The organism is Pseudomonas sp. H3_E07 (assembly GCF_054668895.1).
The window spans coordinates 451,019-464,282 of sequence record NZ_CP162795.1; the positions used below are offsets into that span (position 1 = coordinate 451,019).

The 13,264-nt window shown below is 63.3% G+C and carries 15 protein-coding genes; 4 read left to right on the forward strand and 11 right to left on the reverse strand.

The features are described 5' to 3' along the window. Positions 1–289 precede the first annotated feature (289 nt). The 7 genes from gspF to gspG all read right to left on the reverse strand — a co-directional run bounded on the left by gspF (position 290) and on the right by gspG (position 8,453). Positions 290–1,501 (reverse strand): type II secretion system inner membrane protein GspF, encoded by a 1,212-nt coding sequence (gspF, locus tag AB4O08_RS01870; protein ID WP_021493311.1) that lies wholly within the window; start codon positions 1,499–1,501, stop codon positions 290–292. Continuing rightward, positions 1,501–2,919, reverse strand: a complete 1,419-nt coding sequence (gene gspE / locus AB4O08_RS01875) for a type II secretion system ATPase GspE (RefSeq protein ID WP_010211148.1) — start codon at positions 2,917–2,919, stop codon at positions 1,501–1,503. Before gspE ends, gspF begins: the two co-directional genes overlap by 1 nt. Before the next feature lie 352 nt (positions 2,920–3,271). After that, positions 3,272–5,566 (reverse strand): type II secretion system secretin GspD, encoded by a 2,295-nt coding sequence (gspD, locus tag AB4O08_RS01880; RefSeq protein ID WP_460114666.1) that lies wholly within the window; start codon positions 5,564–5,566, stop codon positions 3,272–3,274. Continuing rightward, positions 5,563–6,075, reverse strand: a complete 513-nt coding sequence (gspM, locus tag AB4O08_RS01885; protein ID WP_021493313.1) for a type II secretion system protein GspM — start codon at positions 6,073–6,075, stop codon at positions 5,563–5,565. The genes gspD and gspM overlap by 4 nt, the downstream gene beginning before the upstream one ends. After that, positions 6,068–7,129 carry a type II secretion system protein GspL gene (gene gspL, locus AB4O08_RS01890; RefSeq protein WP_460114667.1) on the reverse strand — a complete coding sequence of 354 codons (1,062 nt, stop codon included), beginning with the start codon at positions 7,127–7,129 and terminating at the stop codon, positions 6,068–6,070. Before gspL ends, gspM begins: the two co-directional genes overlap by 8 nt. Continuing rightward, positions 7,126–7,995, reverse strand: coding sequence for a type II secretion system minor pseudopilin GspK (gene gspK / locus AB4O08_RS01895; RefSeq protein ID WP_460114668.1), 870 nt, complete (start codon positions 7,993–7,995; stop codon positions 7,126–7,128). The genes gspL and gspK overlap by 4 nt, the downstream gene beginning before the upstream one ends. Before the next feature lie 8 nt (positions 7,996–8,003). After that, complete coding sequence (gene gspG, locus AB4O08_RS01900) at positions 8,004–8,453, reverse strand: type II secretion system major pseudopilin GspG (RefSeq protein ID WP_010211155.1); 450 nt, start codon at positions 8,451–8,453, stop codon at positions 8,004–8,006. A gap of 148 nt (positions 8,454–8,601) precedes the next feature. On the opposite strand from gspG, the gene gspI reads away from it, so the two are divergent. Further along, positions 8,602–8,967, forward strand: a complete 366-nt coding sequence (gene gspI / locus AB4O08_RS01905) for a type II secretion system minor pseudopilin GspI (protein ID WP_021493316.1) — start codon at positions 8,602–8,604, stop codon at positions 8,965–8,967. On the opposite strand, the gene AB4O08_RS01910 is transcribed toward gspI, so the two are convergent. Continuing rightward, positions 8,954–9,385, reverse strand: coding sequence for a type II secretion system protein N (locus tag AB4O08_RS01910; protein ID WP_460114669.1), 432 nt, complete (start codon positions 9,383–9,385; stop codon positions 8,954–8,956). The two genes, gspI and AB4O08_RS01910, sit on opposite strands and share 14 nt — an antisense overlap. A 93-nt stretch (positions 9,386–9,478) precedes the next feature. On the opposite strand from AB4O08_RS01910, the gene gspH reads away from it, so the two are divergent. Then, the gene (gene gspH, locus AB4O08_RS01915) at positions 9,479–9,931 is read left to right on the forward strand and encodes a type II secretion system minor pseudopilin GspH (RefSeq protein ID WP_045792283.1); all 453 of its coding nucleotides are present in this window, start codon (positions 9,479–9,481) and stop codon (positions 9,929–9,931) included. After that, entirely contained in the window at positions 9,928–10,539 is a 612-nt protein-coding gene (locus AB4O08_RS01920) for a type II secretion system protein GspJ (RefSeq protein WP_010211159.1), read from the forward strand. Before gspH ends, AB4O08_RS01920 begins: the two co-directional genes overlap by 4 nt. On the opposite strand, the gene AB4O08_RS01925 is transcribed toward AB4O08_RS01920, so the two are convergent. From AB4O08_RS01925 to AB4O08_RS01935, 3 genes are read right to left on the reverse strand one after another with little or no spacing between them, the layout of a single operon-like run. Beyond that, positions 10,536–11,462 (reverse strand): FecR family protein, encoded by a 927-nt coding sequence (locus AB4O08_RS01925; protein WP_042571534.1) that lies wholly within the window; start codon positions 11,460–11,462, stop codon positions 10,536–10,538. The genes AB4O08_RS01920 and AB4O08_RS01925 overlap by 4 nt on opposite strands. 37 nt (positions 11,463–11,499) lie before the next feature. Next, entirely contained in the window at positions 11,500–12,045 is a 546-nt protein-coding gene (locus tag AB4O08_RS01930) for an RNA polymerase sigma factor (RefSeq protein ID WP_010211161.1), read from the reverse strand. Further along, positions 12,042–12,686 (reverse strand): TonB family protein, encoded by a 645-nt coding sequence (locus AB4O08_RS01935; RefSeq protein WP_010211162.1) that lies wholly within the window; start codon positions 12,684–12,686, stop codon positions 12,042–12,044. The genes AB4O08_RS01930 and AB4O08_RS01935 overlap by 4 nt, the downstream gene beginning before the upstream one ends. A gap of 217 nt (positions 12,687–12,903) precedes the next feature. Here AB4O08_RS01935 and AB4O08_RS01940 point away from each other — a divergent pair, with 217 nt between their 5' ends. Continuing rightward, positions 12,904–13,203, forward strand: a complete 300-nt coding sequence (locus tag AB4O08_RS01940; RefSeq protein ID WP_047542697.1) for a hypothetical protein — start codon at positions 12,904–12,906, stop codon at positions 13,201–13,203. The last annotated feature ends 61 nt before the right edge of the window (positions 13,204–13,264 follow it).

The window sequence follows — 13,264 nt, forward strand, 5'->3', positions numbered from 1 at the left end:
GGGCTCTTGCATGACGCCATGGCTTCGGTCCCGAGCCTGAACTACCTGAGGTAGCTACGGGGGTGGCCAGGGGTAAAACCATGGGAGAGAAAGTCGCAGTTTCCGATGACGGTTATGGGAAAAAACCTCGGGAGAAACGCCTTGATTTTTAAAAAGATTCTCGGGTGTTTTGGTCACGGTTTCGAGCGGTTTGGGCGCAGGTGACAGCGAGGTTTCAGCAGGCGTGGCTGGAGGCCGCGCAGGGTGTGAAAATGTGACGCTACAAGGCACCCGAGGTCGGTCGGGTGAGCTAGGTGACCAGCTGGTTTATTTCAATGATCGGCAACAGCACCGCCATGACGATCACCAACACCACGGCGCCCATTACCACAATCATTAACGGCTCCAGCAACGCGGTCATGCCCATGGCCCGGCGCTCGATATCCCGCGACAGGGTCTGCGCCGCACGCTCCAGCATCGGCGGCAACGCGCCGGTCTTTTCACCGCTGGCGATCAGGTGGATCAACACCGGCGGGAACACCTTTTCCACCGCCAGCGCCGGGGCCAGGTTGACGCCTTCGCGCACCTTGGCGGTGGCGTCGTTGACACATTGGCTCAGGCGATCATTGGACAGGGTCTGCCGCGCCGCTTCCAGGGCGCGCAACAGCGGCACCCCGGCACCGCCGAGAATCGCCAGGGTCGAGGCGAACCGCGCAGTGTTCAGGCCCAGCACGAAACGCCCGATCAGCGGCAAGCGCAACACCCGGCTATGCCAACTCAAACGTGCCACCGGGTTGCGCAAATACAGGCGCCAGCTCCAGAAACCACCGACCATCCCGGCAAAACACAACCCACCCCAGGCGCGGACGAAATCGCTGGCATTGAGCATCGCCAGGGTCAACCCGGGCAAATCCTGGCGCGCCTGGGAGAACGCACTGACCACCTGCGGCACCACATAGCTCAACAGGAAAATCACAATGCCAATGGACACCAACCCCACCACGCCAGGATAGATAAACGCGGTGAGGATCTTGCCGCGCAGGTTGTTGCGTTCTTCGATGTAGTCGGCCAGGCGTTCCATCACCTGGGCCAGGTCGCCGGACTCCTCCCCCGCCGCAATCAGCGCGCGATAAATCGACGGAAAATCCCGTGGCCGCGCCGCCAACGCATCCGCCAGGCGCATGCCACCGCGCACATCGGCGCGCACCGCGCTCAAGGTCTGGGCGATATGTTTTTTCTCGGCCTGCTCCACCGTGGCACTCAACGCGGCTTCCAACGGCAGGCTCGCGCCCAACAGGCTTGCCAGTTGCCGCGTGGCCCAGGCCAGGTCGTTGTCCGACAGCTTGGCAGTGAACAGGCTGCTGCCGGCCGCGGCGTGCTGATTACCCTCGATCTGCACCAGCAACGCCGTCAAGCCTCGGCTACGCAAGTTGGCAAACGCCGCGCTCTGGCTGTCGGCCTCCACATGCCCGGCCTCGACGTTGCCGTTGGCATCGGCGGCCTCATAGCGATAGCGATTCATCAGGCGTCCCGTGTTACACGCAGGATTTCTTCCGGCGCGGTGGCGCCGCTGTGCACCCAGCGCTCGCCGTCTTCACGCATGCTGAACATCCCGGCGCGACGGGCGGCCAGGCGCAGGTCCTGCTCGTTGGCGCCCTGGTGGATCAGGCTGCGTACATCGTCGTCGACGCAGAACAACTCATGGATCCCGGTACGGCCGCTATAGCCGATCTGGTTGCACTGTGCGCAGCCCACAGGGCGCCAAGTACCGGGAGCGGACGGGTCTTCCTGCTTGCAGTGCGGGCACAGGCGCCGCACCAGGCGCTGGGCCAACACGCCGAGCAACGATGACGCCAACAGGAACGGTTCGACGCCCATATCAATCAGCCGGTTGACCGCCGACACCGCATCGTTGGTGTGCAAGGTCGCCAGCACCAAGTGACCCGTGAGTGATGCCTGCACAGCGATTTGTGCGGTCTCCAGGTCACGGATTTCGCCGATCATGATGATGTCCGGGTCCTGGCGCAGGATCGCCCGCAGGGCCAGGCCGAAGGTCATGTCGATCTTGGCGTTGACCTGGATCTGGCTGATGCCCGGCAGGTCGTACTCCACCGGGTCTTCCACGGTAAGGATATTGCTGGTGCTCGCGTCCAGCCGCGCCAGGGCGGCATACAGGCTGGTGGTCTTGCCGCTGCCGGTGGGGCCGGTGACCAGCACGATGCCGTGGGGTTGGCGGATCAGCGTATCCAGGCGTGCCAGCAATTGCGGCGCCATGCCCAGGGTCTCCAATTGCAGGCGCCCAGCTTGTTTGTCCAGCAGGCGCATGACGACTCTTTCGCCATGGCCGGTGGGCACCGTGGACACCCGAATGTCGATGGGCCGCCCGGCCACGCGCAGGGCAATACGACCGTCTTGGGGCAGGCGTTTTTCGGCAATATCGAGCTGGGCCATGATCTTGATCCGTGACACGAGCGCGCCATGCAACGCCTTGCGTGGCGACACCACGTCACGCAGGGTGCCGTCGACGCGGTAGCGCACTACGGAGTGGGTTTCGTAGGGTTCGATGTGGATGTCGCTGGCCTCGTCCCGGGCGGCCTGGGTGAGCAAGGCGTTGATCATGCGGATGACTGGCGCGCCGTCCTGGGTGTCGAGCAGGTCGGTGATCTCAGGCATATCTTGCATCAGGCGGTCGAGGTCTACCTCGTTTTCAGCCGCGCCGACGACGGCGGCGGCGCTACCAGTGTCGGCGTAGGCACTGGTGAGCAGGCCGTCGAGTTCGTCATCGCGTACTTGTTCGAGGTGGGTTTGGCCGAATTGGCGGTGGACTTCGCTGATCGACCAGCCGGGGGTTGAGGGGCAAACCGTCAGTAGCATGCCTTGGTCGCCGGGGCGCAGGAGGATGCGTTGGGATTTGGCCCAGGCGTACGGCAATAGGCTCATTGGGTTTGCCCTTTGGAGGGGTGTACATATCCGTTGCTGCGGTAACGGCGGCTTAGGGTTCCGCCCTCACGGCGGGTCACTGTGGAAAAGCCCCACAGTAAGCAAACGGCTCCTGCCCCAACACTCGGCACCTCGCCTAGACTCGATGTGCCCGTAACCCCTGCCGAATTCCGGCCAGCGTGTTTGACGGTGCGCCTAAAATCAAAAGCAGTTTTTTGTGTACCGCAGATTGCTTTTCTGTGGGAGCTGGCTTGCCTGCGATGCAGGCACCTCGGTCCATCAGAAACACCGCGTTGATGCCATCGCAGGCAAGCCAGCGCCCACCTCGCGGCAACGCATATGTACCCGGCGCTCACTGCGGCACCGCCCTTATCACCGCCCGAGGCCCCTGCTGCCCAGGAATCGCCTTCTCCACCGAAGGCAACTGCGGCGCCTGCACATCCGGCATCGCCCAACTATGCTCCGGCTGCAACCCACCCTGCGCCCGGCGCATAAACTCATACCGGTTCAACGTAATACTGCGCCCCGCCCCACTGTCCCGAATAATGTAAGGCCGCAAAAACACCATCAGGTTGGTCTTGCTCACACTGCGCTTCTCATTACGAAACAACGCCCCCAACCCCGGAATATCCGATAACCACGGCACCGCGTCGTTACTCTGGCTATACCCATCCTGCAGCAACCCGCCAAGCACCATGATCTGCCCGTCATCCAACAAAATACTGGTATCGATAGCGCGCTTATTGGTCACCGTCCCCGCCGTTACCGAAGCCCGCTCATCCACGGTGCTGACCTCCTGGTAAATATCCAGCTTCACCGTACCGCCCTCGGAAATCTGCGGCCGCACATTCAACTTGAGCCCCACCTCTTCACGTTGCACGGTCTGGAACGGGTTGTTGCTCGTGCCCCCGCCGCCGGTCACATAACTGCCGGTGACGAACGGAATCGTCTGCCCTACAAAAATGCTTGCGGCCTCGTTATCCAGGGTCAGCAGGTTGGGCGTGGACAGCACGTTGGTACCGCCCTTGCTCTTCAACGCGCGGGCCAACACCTTGAGGTCGAGCACCTTGCCGATGCCGGGAATATCCACGGTGCCATCGACCAGGCCCACGTTCAGGCCCTTGGGCAGTACGTCGATGCTGGTCTTGCTGGTAGGTGTGCTGTTCACACCGCTGCCCCCCAGGTTGACGCCGCCAAACCCTCCCTTGCCACCGAGGTTGCCGGCCTGCCATTGCACGCCGAACTCGGTGGCATCGTCTTCGCCGACTTCCACGATCAAGCTTTCGATCACCACCTGGGCGCGGCGCTGATCGAGCATGTCGATCACTTCGCGCAGGTTGCGGTACAACGGGTCCGGCGCGGAGATCAGCAGGGTGTTGGTGGTGGCGTCGGCCTGGATTGTCACGCCACCGGCACTGAACGAAGTGTCCTGATCCTGGGAGGTACCACTGGTGCCCGTCGTCGAACCGGTGGACGGGCCATAACCTGACTGCGCGCCGCTGCCGGTGGGCGTGCCGCTGCTGTTTTGCGCATTGCTCGTACCTTCGGTGTTTTTGCCATTGCCGCCCATGGCACTGAGCTTGCCACGGGCATCGTCGCTGACGCCGGAATCGCTTTCACCGGTCAGCAACCCACGCAGCGACTGGGCCAACTTGCCCGCCTGGGCGTTGCGCAGGTACACCACGTGCATGTTGCTCGGATTGCTCTGGGCGTTGTCGAGTTTGTAGATCAGGTTGCGCGCGAGCTCGGTGCGCTCCGGGCTGCCGGAGCGGATGATGATCGAATTGGAACGTGGGTCGCCGATCACGTTGATCTTCTGGGTCTGGTCGGCGCCCTGGGTCTCCAACAGCTCGGAGACCATGGCGGCGATGTCCACGGCGATGCCGTTCTGCACCCTCACCACATCGGTGTCGATGGCGCTGGGGGTGTCGATGCCGTTGATGATCTGCGCGACACGTGCGAGGTTTTCCGCGTAATCGGTGATGACAATACTGTTATTGCCGGGGTAGGCATTGATCGGGTTGTTCGGCGACACGATGGGGCGCAGCACCGGGATCAGGTTGACTGCGTTTTCATATTGCAGGCGGAAGGTACGCGTCTGCATGCCGCTGCTGCCGGCCGTGTAGATCGGCCCGCCGAGCAGCTTGGCATCGGCCTCAGGCACCACCTGGGCGACGCCCCCCACATCGACCACGCTGAAGCCCTGCATGCGCAGCGCCGCCAGCAGCATGTCATAGGCCTGATGCGCCGGTACCTGGCCTTCGCTGACCAGGGTGAGATTACCCTTCACGCGAGGGTCCACCAAAAATTGCTGGCCGGTGGCACGGGACAGTGCGCGCACCACCGCCTGGATATCCGCGTCGACAAAGTTGAGCTGTACGGGCTGGTCACCCAGCGGGTTGCGTGCCTTGACCACCGCTGGGGCGTGGCCACGTGCGCTGTTGGTGACTCGGTGTTGTACGGGAGGTTTAGGTGCAGGTTCACTCTGGCGATCCAGCACGGTCTCGCCACTACGACGCGTGTCGGCCAGGGGTTGGCCGAGTTCACTGTCCACCAGCAAGGGTGCAGTTGACGGATTGCTGCACGCACTCAACGCCAGTACCAGCAGGGGTGCAACCATACGGAAAGGCGGGACTGACCACTTCATGAAGCTTCCTTAGCGCCAAGCGCCTGATCCATGCGAACGGTCCCGGACACAGTGCCGGCCGAGTTATCGACGGTATCGACGGCACGCTGCAAACGCGCCTCGGACACCTCCAGGGAAAACGAACGGGCATTGCCCAGCAGCCAACCCAGCACCGCCTCGGCCGGGGCGTTGTCGAAGGTCAGGCGCCAACCGCCGGGTTCCAGCGCCTGCAACTGGTAATGGCCGTGCAAGCCGGCGTTGTCCAGGGCTTGACGCAGCGCGGTTTCGTCGCCCTGCCTCGGCGCGGCGACGTCCTGCAACAACACCTGCAAGGCTTCGGCCTGAGCACGTAGCTTGGGGATTTCGGCCTGCCAGTAATCGATCTTCTTCAACGCCGGCTGCACCAGCACCAGCCAGGTCAGCAGGCTCGCCAGGACCAGGCCGGCGCCGCCGAGCAGGCGTTTCTCGCGCAGGGCCAGGCCGCTCCAGAACACTTGGGCCTGGCCGCGCAGTCGCTGCACGTTACTCATCGCCGGCACCTACGGGTTGCTCCGCAGCCTGCGCCGGGCCAAGGGTCCAGGCATGGCCATCGCGGCTGGCAGTGAAGCCGGCCTGGGCCAGTGCGGCCTGCCATTCACCCTCGGCCGTCGGGTTACGACTGTCGGCGAGCAATTCCACTTGCAAACGGCCCTGTTCAAAGCTCAGGTTGTCGACACTGCCCACCATGAACGGCAGGTTGCTGCCAGCCAGTTGCAACAGGCTGGTGAAGCGTTGGCCTGGATCGGCGGCAGCGCCGGTCTGGCGGGCGGCCACCTGTTGTCGGGCTTGTTGCAAAGGGTTGAGCACCACCGGCAATTGTGGAAATGCCTGACGCACCTGCTGGCTCATCAAGGCCTTGAGTCGCTGGCCTTCCTCCACCTGACGTGCGGCGTACAGGTTGAGGCCGAGGGTCCAAAGGGCGGTGGCGAACGCAACACAGGCGAGCGCCCTGCCCCATCCAACGGTCGAGGGTTGCCGCAGACGCCCGTGCAAGCCCCAATGGGGAACACCCCCACTCCAACGCTGCGCCGCGTCTACCAGTTGCACATCCAGCGCCTGCAAGCCGAGCGGATGCACCGCGCCTTGTTGCAGGCTGTCGCGCGTCAACAGATAGCCGTCATCCAGCGCCGCGGCGCCCACCGGCAAGGCGAAGGGTGCCGGGTACAGGCCGCGCAGCTTGAGTGGCAGCTGCGCGAGCCGCTCCAACCCGACCTTGGGCACCCAGGCGACCTGCACACGCCCATCGCTTTCGCGCGGGCCGTGAGCCACCTGCATCTGTTCCACTGGTCCCAAGATCAACGCCTGCGCAGCGCAGGCCACGGCGGCTGCGGTTTTCGCGGCGGGCAGCGGCGGCAACTCCAGGCTGGTGAGCAGGCTGTCGCGAGGGTGTAGAAAACACTCTACTGCCTGACGGTTCCTACCCACCTGCGCCAGGCTTTCATAACCCTCTTCAATCACCACACCACGGTCCAGCCAGGCAAATTTGACCTGGCTCTCAGCGGTCAATTGATCAAGCGGCGGCAATCCGATGCGCAAGCGTTTCATACGCCCACCCGCGACCAGATCACCCGAGGCTCGCGGTCTTCGGGGCGATGCAACAACGCATCAACCGTCACCCGCCGCTGCTCACGGCGAGCCTGACCCTGCAGGCGAAACCACTCACTGGTAATGCCCACCTGCACCGCGTCCACCGCCACCTGCGGCAAGCGCAGGCGATTGACGAAATCCCCCCGGTTGATAAACCAATGCCCGCTGTCACGCTCGGCCACCAGCCCATGGGCCTGGGACAGGCTGAGCTGCGGCACCACCGCACTGAGCACTTCGGCGCTGGCGGTGTTGCCGTTGACCCAGGTAGGACCGGGCAATACGCTGATATAGGCCTGCATGCGCTGCAACAGGTTGGGGTCGAGGCCTTCGATCCCGCTCAAGTCATCCAGGCTGCGCAGCATCGGGTATTTGGCGGGCGGTTCATAGGAGGCGATCACCCGCTGGCTGATACGCCGGCTCACCGTCGGATCGACACCTATCAGTCGGCACAGTCGCTCAAAACTCTGCAATTGCTCGCTGTCCACCTGCTGGCGATTGACCAGATTGCGCAGGTTGAACTTGCCCTGCTCGTCCACAATCCGCCCCTCAAATGCGCCACCCTGGGCACGCGCCCAGGGTTGATCGAGGCGGGTCAGCACGTCCTTCTGGCGCGCGTCCCAGAGCATCTGGCGGCTGCGTTCAAGGCCACCCTGCAACAGCCACTGGCCCTGGATGCGCAACTGCTCGGCTTCCAGGCTGCGGGTGAACACGGTCTGGCGCGTGAGCATGGCACCGGCCAGCACCGCCACCACCGCGGCGATCAGCAAGGCGCTGATTATCGCCATGCCGCGCTGCTTCGCCGCTGCGGGCGAATACCGTTTCATGGCCGGCCTTACAACTGCCAGGAGCCGATATCGGCATTTACGCCATCGCCATCCGGCTGGCCGTCGGCGCCCAGCGAGAACACATCCACTTCGCCGTTGGCGCCTGGGTTAAGGTAATGATAGGGCTTGCCCCAAGGGTCGTTGGGCAAGCGCTCCAAGTAAGCGCGCCAGTTGCTGTTTTTCGCATCCGCCGGGCGCTCCACCAAGACTTTCAACCCCTGGTTCATGCTCGGATAAGTGCCGTGGTCCAGGCGATAGAGCTTCAACGCCTGCATCAACCCGCCGATATCCTGTTTCGCTGCGGTGGCCCGTGCCTGGTCCGGCCGATCAAGCACCTTGGGCACCACCATTGCCGCGAGGATTCCGAGGATGACCACCACCACCATGATCTCGATCAAGGTAAAGCCACGCTGCCCGCGAGGGCCTGGCAATGGGGACGTTAGGCGCGCGATATCCATCTCGACATTCCTTGGCTTGAGTGCAATTCGTGGCGCAGTGTTGCAAGAACACATGTCAGTCGTATTGAAAATCCTCGGGAGTTTCGGTCGCCAATCGGTCAACTGCCGGCGCTAGTCTGCGGGCCTGTTTCCCGGCTTTGAGAGCGCCATGTACGGCCGTCGCAAGGAGCAAGGTTTTACCCTGATTGAAGTGCTGGTGGCGCTGGCGATCATCGCCGTGGCCATGGCCGCCGCCGTGCGCGTGGCGGGGCTGATGACCCAGAGCAACGGCTTGTTGCGCGACAAATCCATCGCGTTGCTGGCGGCGCAGAGTCGCCTGGCGGAACTGCGCCTGGAGGGGCACCTGCGCAGCGGCAAGAAGACCTTCGAGTGCGACCAGGGCCGCTTGAAACTGCGTTGTGAGCAGAGCATCAACGCCGATGGCCGCCTGTTTCAAGTCAACCTGCAGGTGCTCGACGCCCGCCGCGAAGCGCCGCCCCTGGCCCGCCTGGACACCCAGGTCATGGCCGAGTGAGGCGCGGCAACGCTGGCCCCTCCGGCAACGTGTCGAGGTTGACGTGCAGCTTCTCGCCACCGCGCTCGATCTCCACACCGTCGCCTCTGATGGCCGTCAGCCGTACGCCTGGGCTGAGGCGTTCACCCAGCAGAAAGCTGCGCGGCGGGCCGTCATTCAGGCTGAGGATCGCCACCGCACCCCGAGCACCAGCCAGCACGCCAGTGACTTTGACCTGCAGCGCCGTCGGCGTATTGGAAAACCATTGCAACGCCGGGTTATCGCTGCGTGCCGCCAATGCCTGGGGGGTCGCTTGGGGCGTGTGGGATTCGGCGCTGGTGAGGAGCAGCGGCGTCCAGACCGCCACACCCGCCAAGGCGGCCAACACACCCAGCGCCTGCAAGCCATGAGCCAGGGTGAAACGATGGGCGAATGTCATCGGAGGGACCTCCTGTTTGTCCGTGGCACCAGCCTACAGGTCAATTCGCACGCTTTTATTTCACAGACTCGCCAGTTCTCCAGGAAGCCCGTGATGAAACAGCAAGGTTTTACCCTGATCGAGTTGATGGTGGTGCTGGTGATTATCGGCATCGCCAGCGCCGCCATCAGCCTCACGATCAAACCTGACCCACTGCACCTGCTGCGCAAGGACGCCGAGCGCCTGAGCCAACTGCTGCAAGTGGCCCAGGCCGAAGCCCACGCCGATGGTCGCCCCATCACCTGGCGCGCCGACGCCAAGGGCTTTCGCTTCAACCGTCGCAGTGATGATGGGGTGCATGTGGAATCCTTCCAGGGCGACAGTCAACTGCGCCCGCGCCTCTGGGAAAGCACACCGATGCAGATCAACATCGAACCGCGCCAGACCCTGGTACTGAATGCCGAATGGATCAGCCCGCCGCTGCGGTTAGTGCTCTCCGATGGGCAACACAGTCTCAGCCTGCAACGCGACGCCGCCGGTTTGATGCGCGTGGAGCGCCTGCCATGAATCAGTCCCAGCAAGGCTTCACGCTGATAGAAGTGATGGTGGCGATCATGCTCATGGCATTGGTCAGCTTGATCGCCTGGCGCGGCCTGGACAGCGTTACCCGCGCCGATCAGCACTTGCAGGCCAGTACGGAACAGACCGAGGTGCTGCTGAGGGCATTGAACCAGATGCAGCGGGACATCAGTTTACGGGCCAGTGTCGAACTCACCCTCCCCAGCGCGCCGGAAGACGGGGCGGCTAAAACCGAGGGGCTGGCGGCAGTCACGGTGCGCAGTTCCGACAGTAAGGGTTTTCGACTGGACGTGATCCGCAGCGCCCCGGTCGCAGGCGATGGGCTGCAACGGGTGCGGTGGTGGCTCAAGGGCGATTCGCTGTATCGGGCAGCGGCCCCAGCGCGGGACCGCTTTCCTCTGCCGGCGGCAAAGGATGGGGTGGTGGTGTTAACCGGCGTCAGTGATTTGCAGGTGCGGGTTTGGGAGGCCGATAAGGGGTGGCGGCAGTTGAGCGGTAACCGTCGCGAGGATCCACTGGGATTGGAGATCAGCCTGGTGCGACAGACGCCGCAGGGGGTGGAACGGTATCGACAGGTGGTGGGGCCGTTGAACTAACTCAACAACACCACCCCACCCGGCAATTCCGTACACTTGGCGCCATACGCATCGCGAATCAACAACGCCACCCCGGCCAGCTGTTGCAGGCTGAACCGCGCCTGCACGCGGCGCTGGCCCAGCTCGTTGTTCAGCAACACAAGCATCCCCGGCCGGTAGCGATTGATCTCATCCACCACCGTCGCCAGCGTGGCGTTGTTGAACACCAGCACCTGCTCACGCCAGGCCACCACTGCCTGGGTATCCACCGTGATCACTTCACTGACCCCGGCGCTGCCATAGGTCAGTTGTCGACCACTGCCCAGGCTCACACTGTTGCCGGCAACGTCCACCGACAGCGAACCCTCGATACAGGTGACACAGACCGTGTGATCGGTATGACGCACATTGAACCGCGCCTGCGCCGCACTCACCCAGCCCTCGCCGGCCTGGACCTTGAGCGGTTGTGCAACGTGGGTAACCACCTCGACTTCACCTTCGAGCAATTCAATGCCCTGCCCCACCCGGCTGATGCGGGTCTGGGTATTGAGTTCCAGGCTGATCCCTTCGCTCAACACCACTTGGCGTTGCTCGCCGACTTCGGTGCGGTAGTCCGCCGTAAGCCCGGCAAAGCCACCGGGTATGCCGACGCGCACCATCACCACGGCCGCCGATGCGGCGATCGCACCGCCCAGGAAGGCGCGACGACCAAAGCTGCGCGGTGGCGAGACGTGCTCCAGAGCCGGGGCCAATTGCTGCCACAGCGCCTTGGCCTGCTCGAATGCCTGGGCATGTTCCGGGCTCTGCGCGCACCAGGCTTTGAGCGCCTTGGCATCAGCCACGGTGGCACGCCCCGAGGTCAACAGGACCAGCCACTCGCGGGCTTCATCGTGCAGGGGGCTGGCGGCGGATGGCCGGGCGGTGGAGAGGTTAAAAATATTCAAGCGCGCACGTACTCACGGATTTATCAGGGACTCGACACTAAGACGGTTTTCCGGCACCGGGACCGAACCGCTGAATCACTTTTCTTTCCAGGCGCTTGGCACAGTGGCCCAGGGCGGCCTTGATTTCCTTCTCGACCATACGCGTGGAAATGCCGAAACGCTGGGAGATTTCCAGGTGCGGCGCCTCTTCCAGGCGGGCGGCGATGAGGATTTTGCGGCGGCGTGCCGGCAGTTCATACAGCGCCTTGACCAGGGATTGGATTTCTTTCTGGCCGCCCACCACCCGAGACGGGTCCTGGGCTTCGTCGGCGCTTTGCAGCAGTTCTTCGACCTCGCTGCCAGTGAGCAAACGCGCGTCGGCCTGGCGGCGGTCGGCGGCGATGTTCAAGGCCATGCGGTACAGGTACGCGTTGGGTTGCGCCAGGTTTGGCGGCACTTCCATACGATCGACCCGCAGGTAGGTCTCGTGCAATACGTCATTGGCCAGGTCCTCCGAGCCCAGGCGCTTGCGCAAACGCACCTTGAAGTCTTCGTAGGACGCCAGGAACAAGCTGACCATCGTACTGTGCCCGGTGTCTTTCATCCGCCCCAGGCTCCTTTTGCTGCTGTGCATTCCATGCGCGTTCCTGTTGTGTCAGGCATCAAAAGTAAAGTCACCGGTTGGCGCAGCGAGCTGGGTGCCGGGCGTTCGACCCGGGCCGCACTCAGGCTGCGCACCAGTGCTTCATCGCGTTGTTCATCGCCGGAGGAACTGACCAGCCGACTGTGTTCGATCACTCCGTCCGGGTTGACCCAGACCTGCACCAGCGCACGAAAACTGCCGGGCCGGGTCAGCGGCGAACGGCACAAGCTGGTCTCAATGGCTTGCTGTAACGCCGACGCGTAGCTGTTGTTGATCCGCGCGGCGCTGCGTGCCGCCGCACCACGTGAAGTGGTCGGCGGGCTGACTTGCGGTGCCTGCAAGGTAAACGCATCGCTGCGTGCATAACGTGCCATCAGGCCACTCCCTGTCAGCAACATCGCCAATGCCTCTTGCGCGGTAAAGCGCCCGCGCACCCCGATGGAACGCCGGCCCCGCGTCAACTCACGGTCCACCAGCACTGCCATCCCGGTGGCGCGGCTGTAGGCTTGCAGTGCGTGTTCCAGGTCTTGCGCCGGCAGATTCAACGACAGCAGCGGTGACTCTGCCTGCGCCGGACGACCGCCGGCCAGCAGCAACAGCAAGACCAGGGCGCACGCGACGCGCCTCCAGGCCCCCTGTTCACCCCCTGCTTTGCATCGCTGCACGGCCGACGCGCCCTAGAAAACCGTCATCCTGAGGCCAGTTTATGAATCTGATGTTACGGTGATAGCAAAAAAAACATCACGGTGATGAGAAGCCTGCTGCACTACACTTTGCAGCCTTATCGGCCCACTCCTTCGGGCCCGCCAGGAGGCCCTGATGAAAGCGTTACCGTCCCTTGTCAGCCTGTTGCTGTGCGCCGCTCTGCCCTTGCTCGCCCATGCCGACAATTGCGCAGAGGTCACGGTGGATGGCTATAAGGCGCCCGACTATGGCTGCCTTAGCCAACAGATGGGTAATGACACGAATGCCACAAAGGCGACGCAGAAAAACCGCGAGGCGCAGAATATTTCCATCGAGAAGCGCCCGCCCAATAAGGTCGGTTTAGCCACCCCGGCGGCGACCAGCGTGCGTATGGGCAACACGTTCGGTACGTCGGTGAAGCCGCAGCGGCCTTGAGCCGTGAATAGACATATAAAAAATATGGGAGGGAGCTTGCTCGCGAATGCGGTGGGTCAGT

What these genes read in the sequence shown, in the direction of transcription:
- gspF (WP_021493311.1), bottom strand. Translation starts at nt 1,501, where the DNA reads ATGAATCGCTATCGCTATGAGGCCGCCGATGCCAACGGCAACGTCGAG.
- gspE (WP_010211148.1), bottom strand. Translation starts at nt 2,919, where the DNA reads ATGAGCCTATTGCCGTACGCCTGGGCCAAATCCCAACGCATCCTCCTG.
- gspD (WP_460114666.1), bottom strand. Translation starts at nt 5,566, where the DNA reads ATGAAGTGGTCAGTCCCGCCTTTCCGTATGGTTGCACCCCTGCTGGTA.
- gspM (WP_021493313.1), bottom strand. Translation starts at nt 6,075, where the DNA reads ATGAGTAACGTGCAGCGACTGCGCGGCCAGGCCCAAGTGTTCTGGAGC.
- gspL (WP_460114667.1), bottom strand. Translation starts at nt 7,129, where the DNA reads ATGAAACGCTTGCGCATCGGATTGCCGCCGCTTGATCAATTGACCGCT.
- gspK (WP_460114668.1), bottom strand. Translation starts at nt 7,995, where the DNA reads ATGAAACGGTATTCGCCCGCAGCGGCGAAGCAGCGCGGCATGGCGATA.
- gspG (WP_010211155.1), bottom strand. Translation starts at nt 8,453, where the DNA reads ATGGATATCGCGCGCCTAACGTCCCCATTGCCAGGCCCTCGCGGGCAG.
- gspI (WP_021493316.1), top strand. Translation starts at nt 8,602, where the DNA reads ATGTACGGCCGTCGCAAGGAGCAAGGTTTTACCCTGATTGAAGTGCTG.
- AB4O08_RS01910 (WP_460114669.1), bottom strand. Translation starts at nt 9,385, where the DNA reads ATGACATTCGCCCATCGTTTCACCCTGGCTCATGGCTTGCAGGCGCTG.
- gspH (WP_045792283.1), top strand. Translation starts at nt 9,479, where the DNA reads ATGAAACAGCAAGGTTTTACCCTGATCGAGTTGATGGTGGTGCTGGTG.
- AB4O08_RS01920 (WP_010211159.1), top strand. Translation starts at nt 9,928, where the DNA reads ATGAATCAGTCCCAGCAAGGCTTCACGCTGATAGAAGTGATGGTGGCG.
- AB4O08_RS01930 (WP_010211161.1), bottom strand. Translation starts at nt 12,045, where the DNA reads ATGAAAGACACCGGGCACAGTACGATGGTCAGCTTGTTCCTGGCGTCC.
- AB4O08_RS01940 (WP_047542697.1), top strand. Translation starts at nt 12,904, where the DNA reads ATGAAAGCGTTACCGTCCCTTGTCAGCCTGTTGCTGTGCGCCGCTCTG.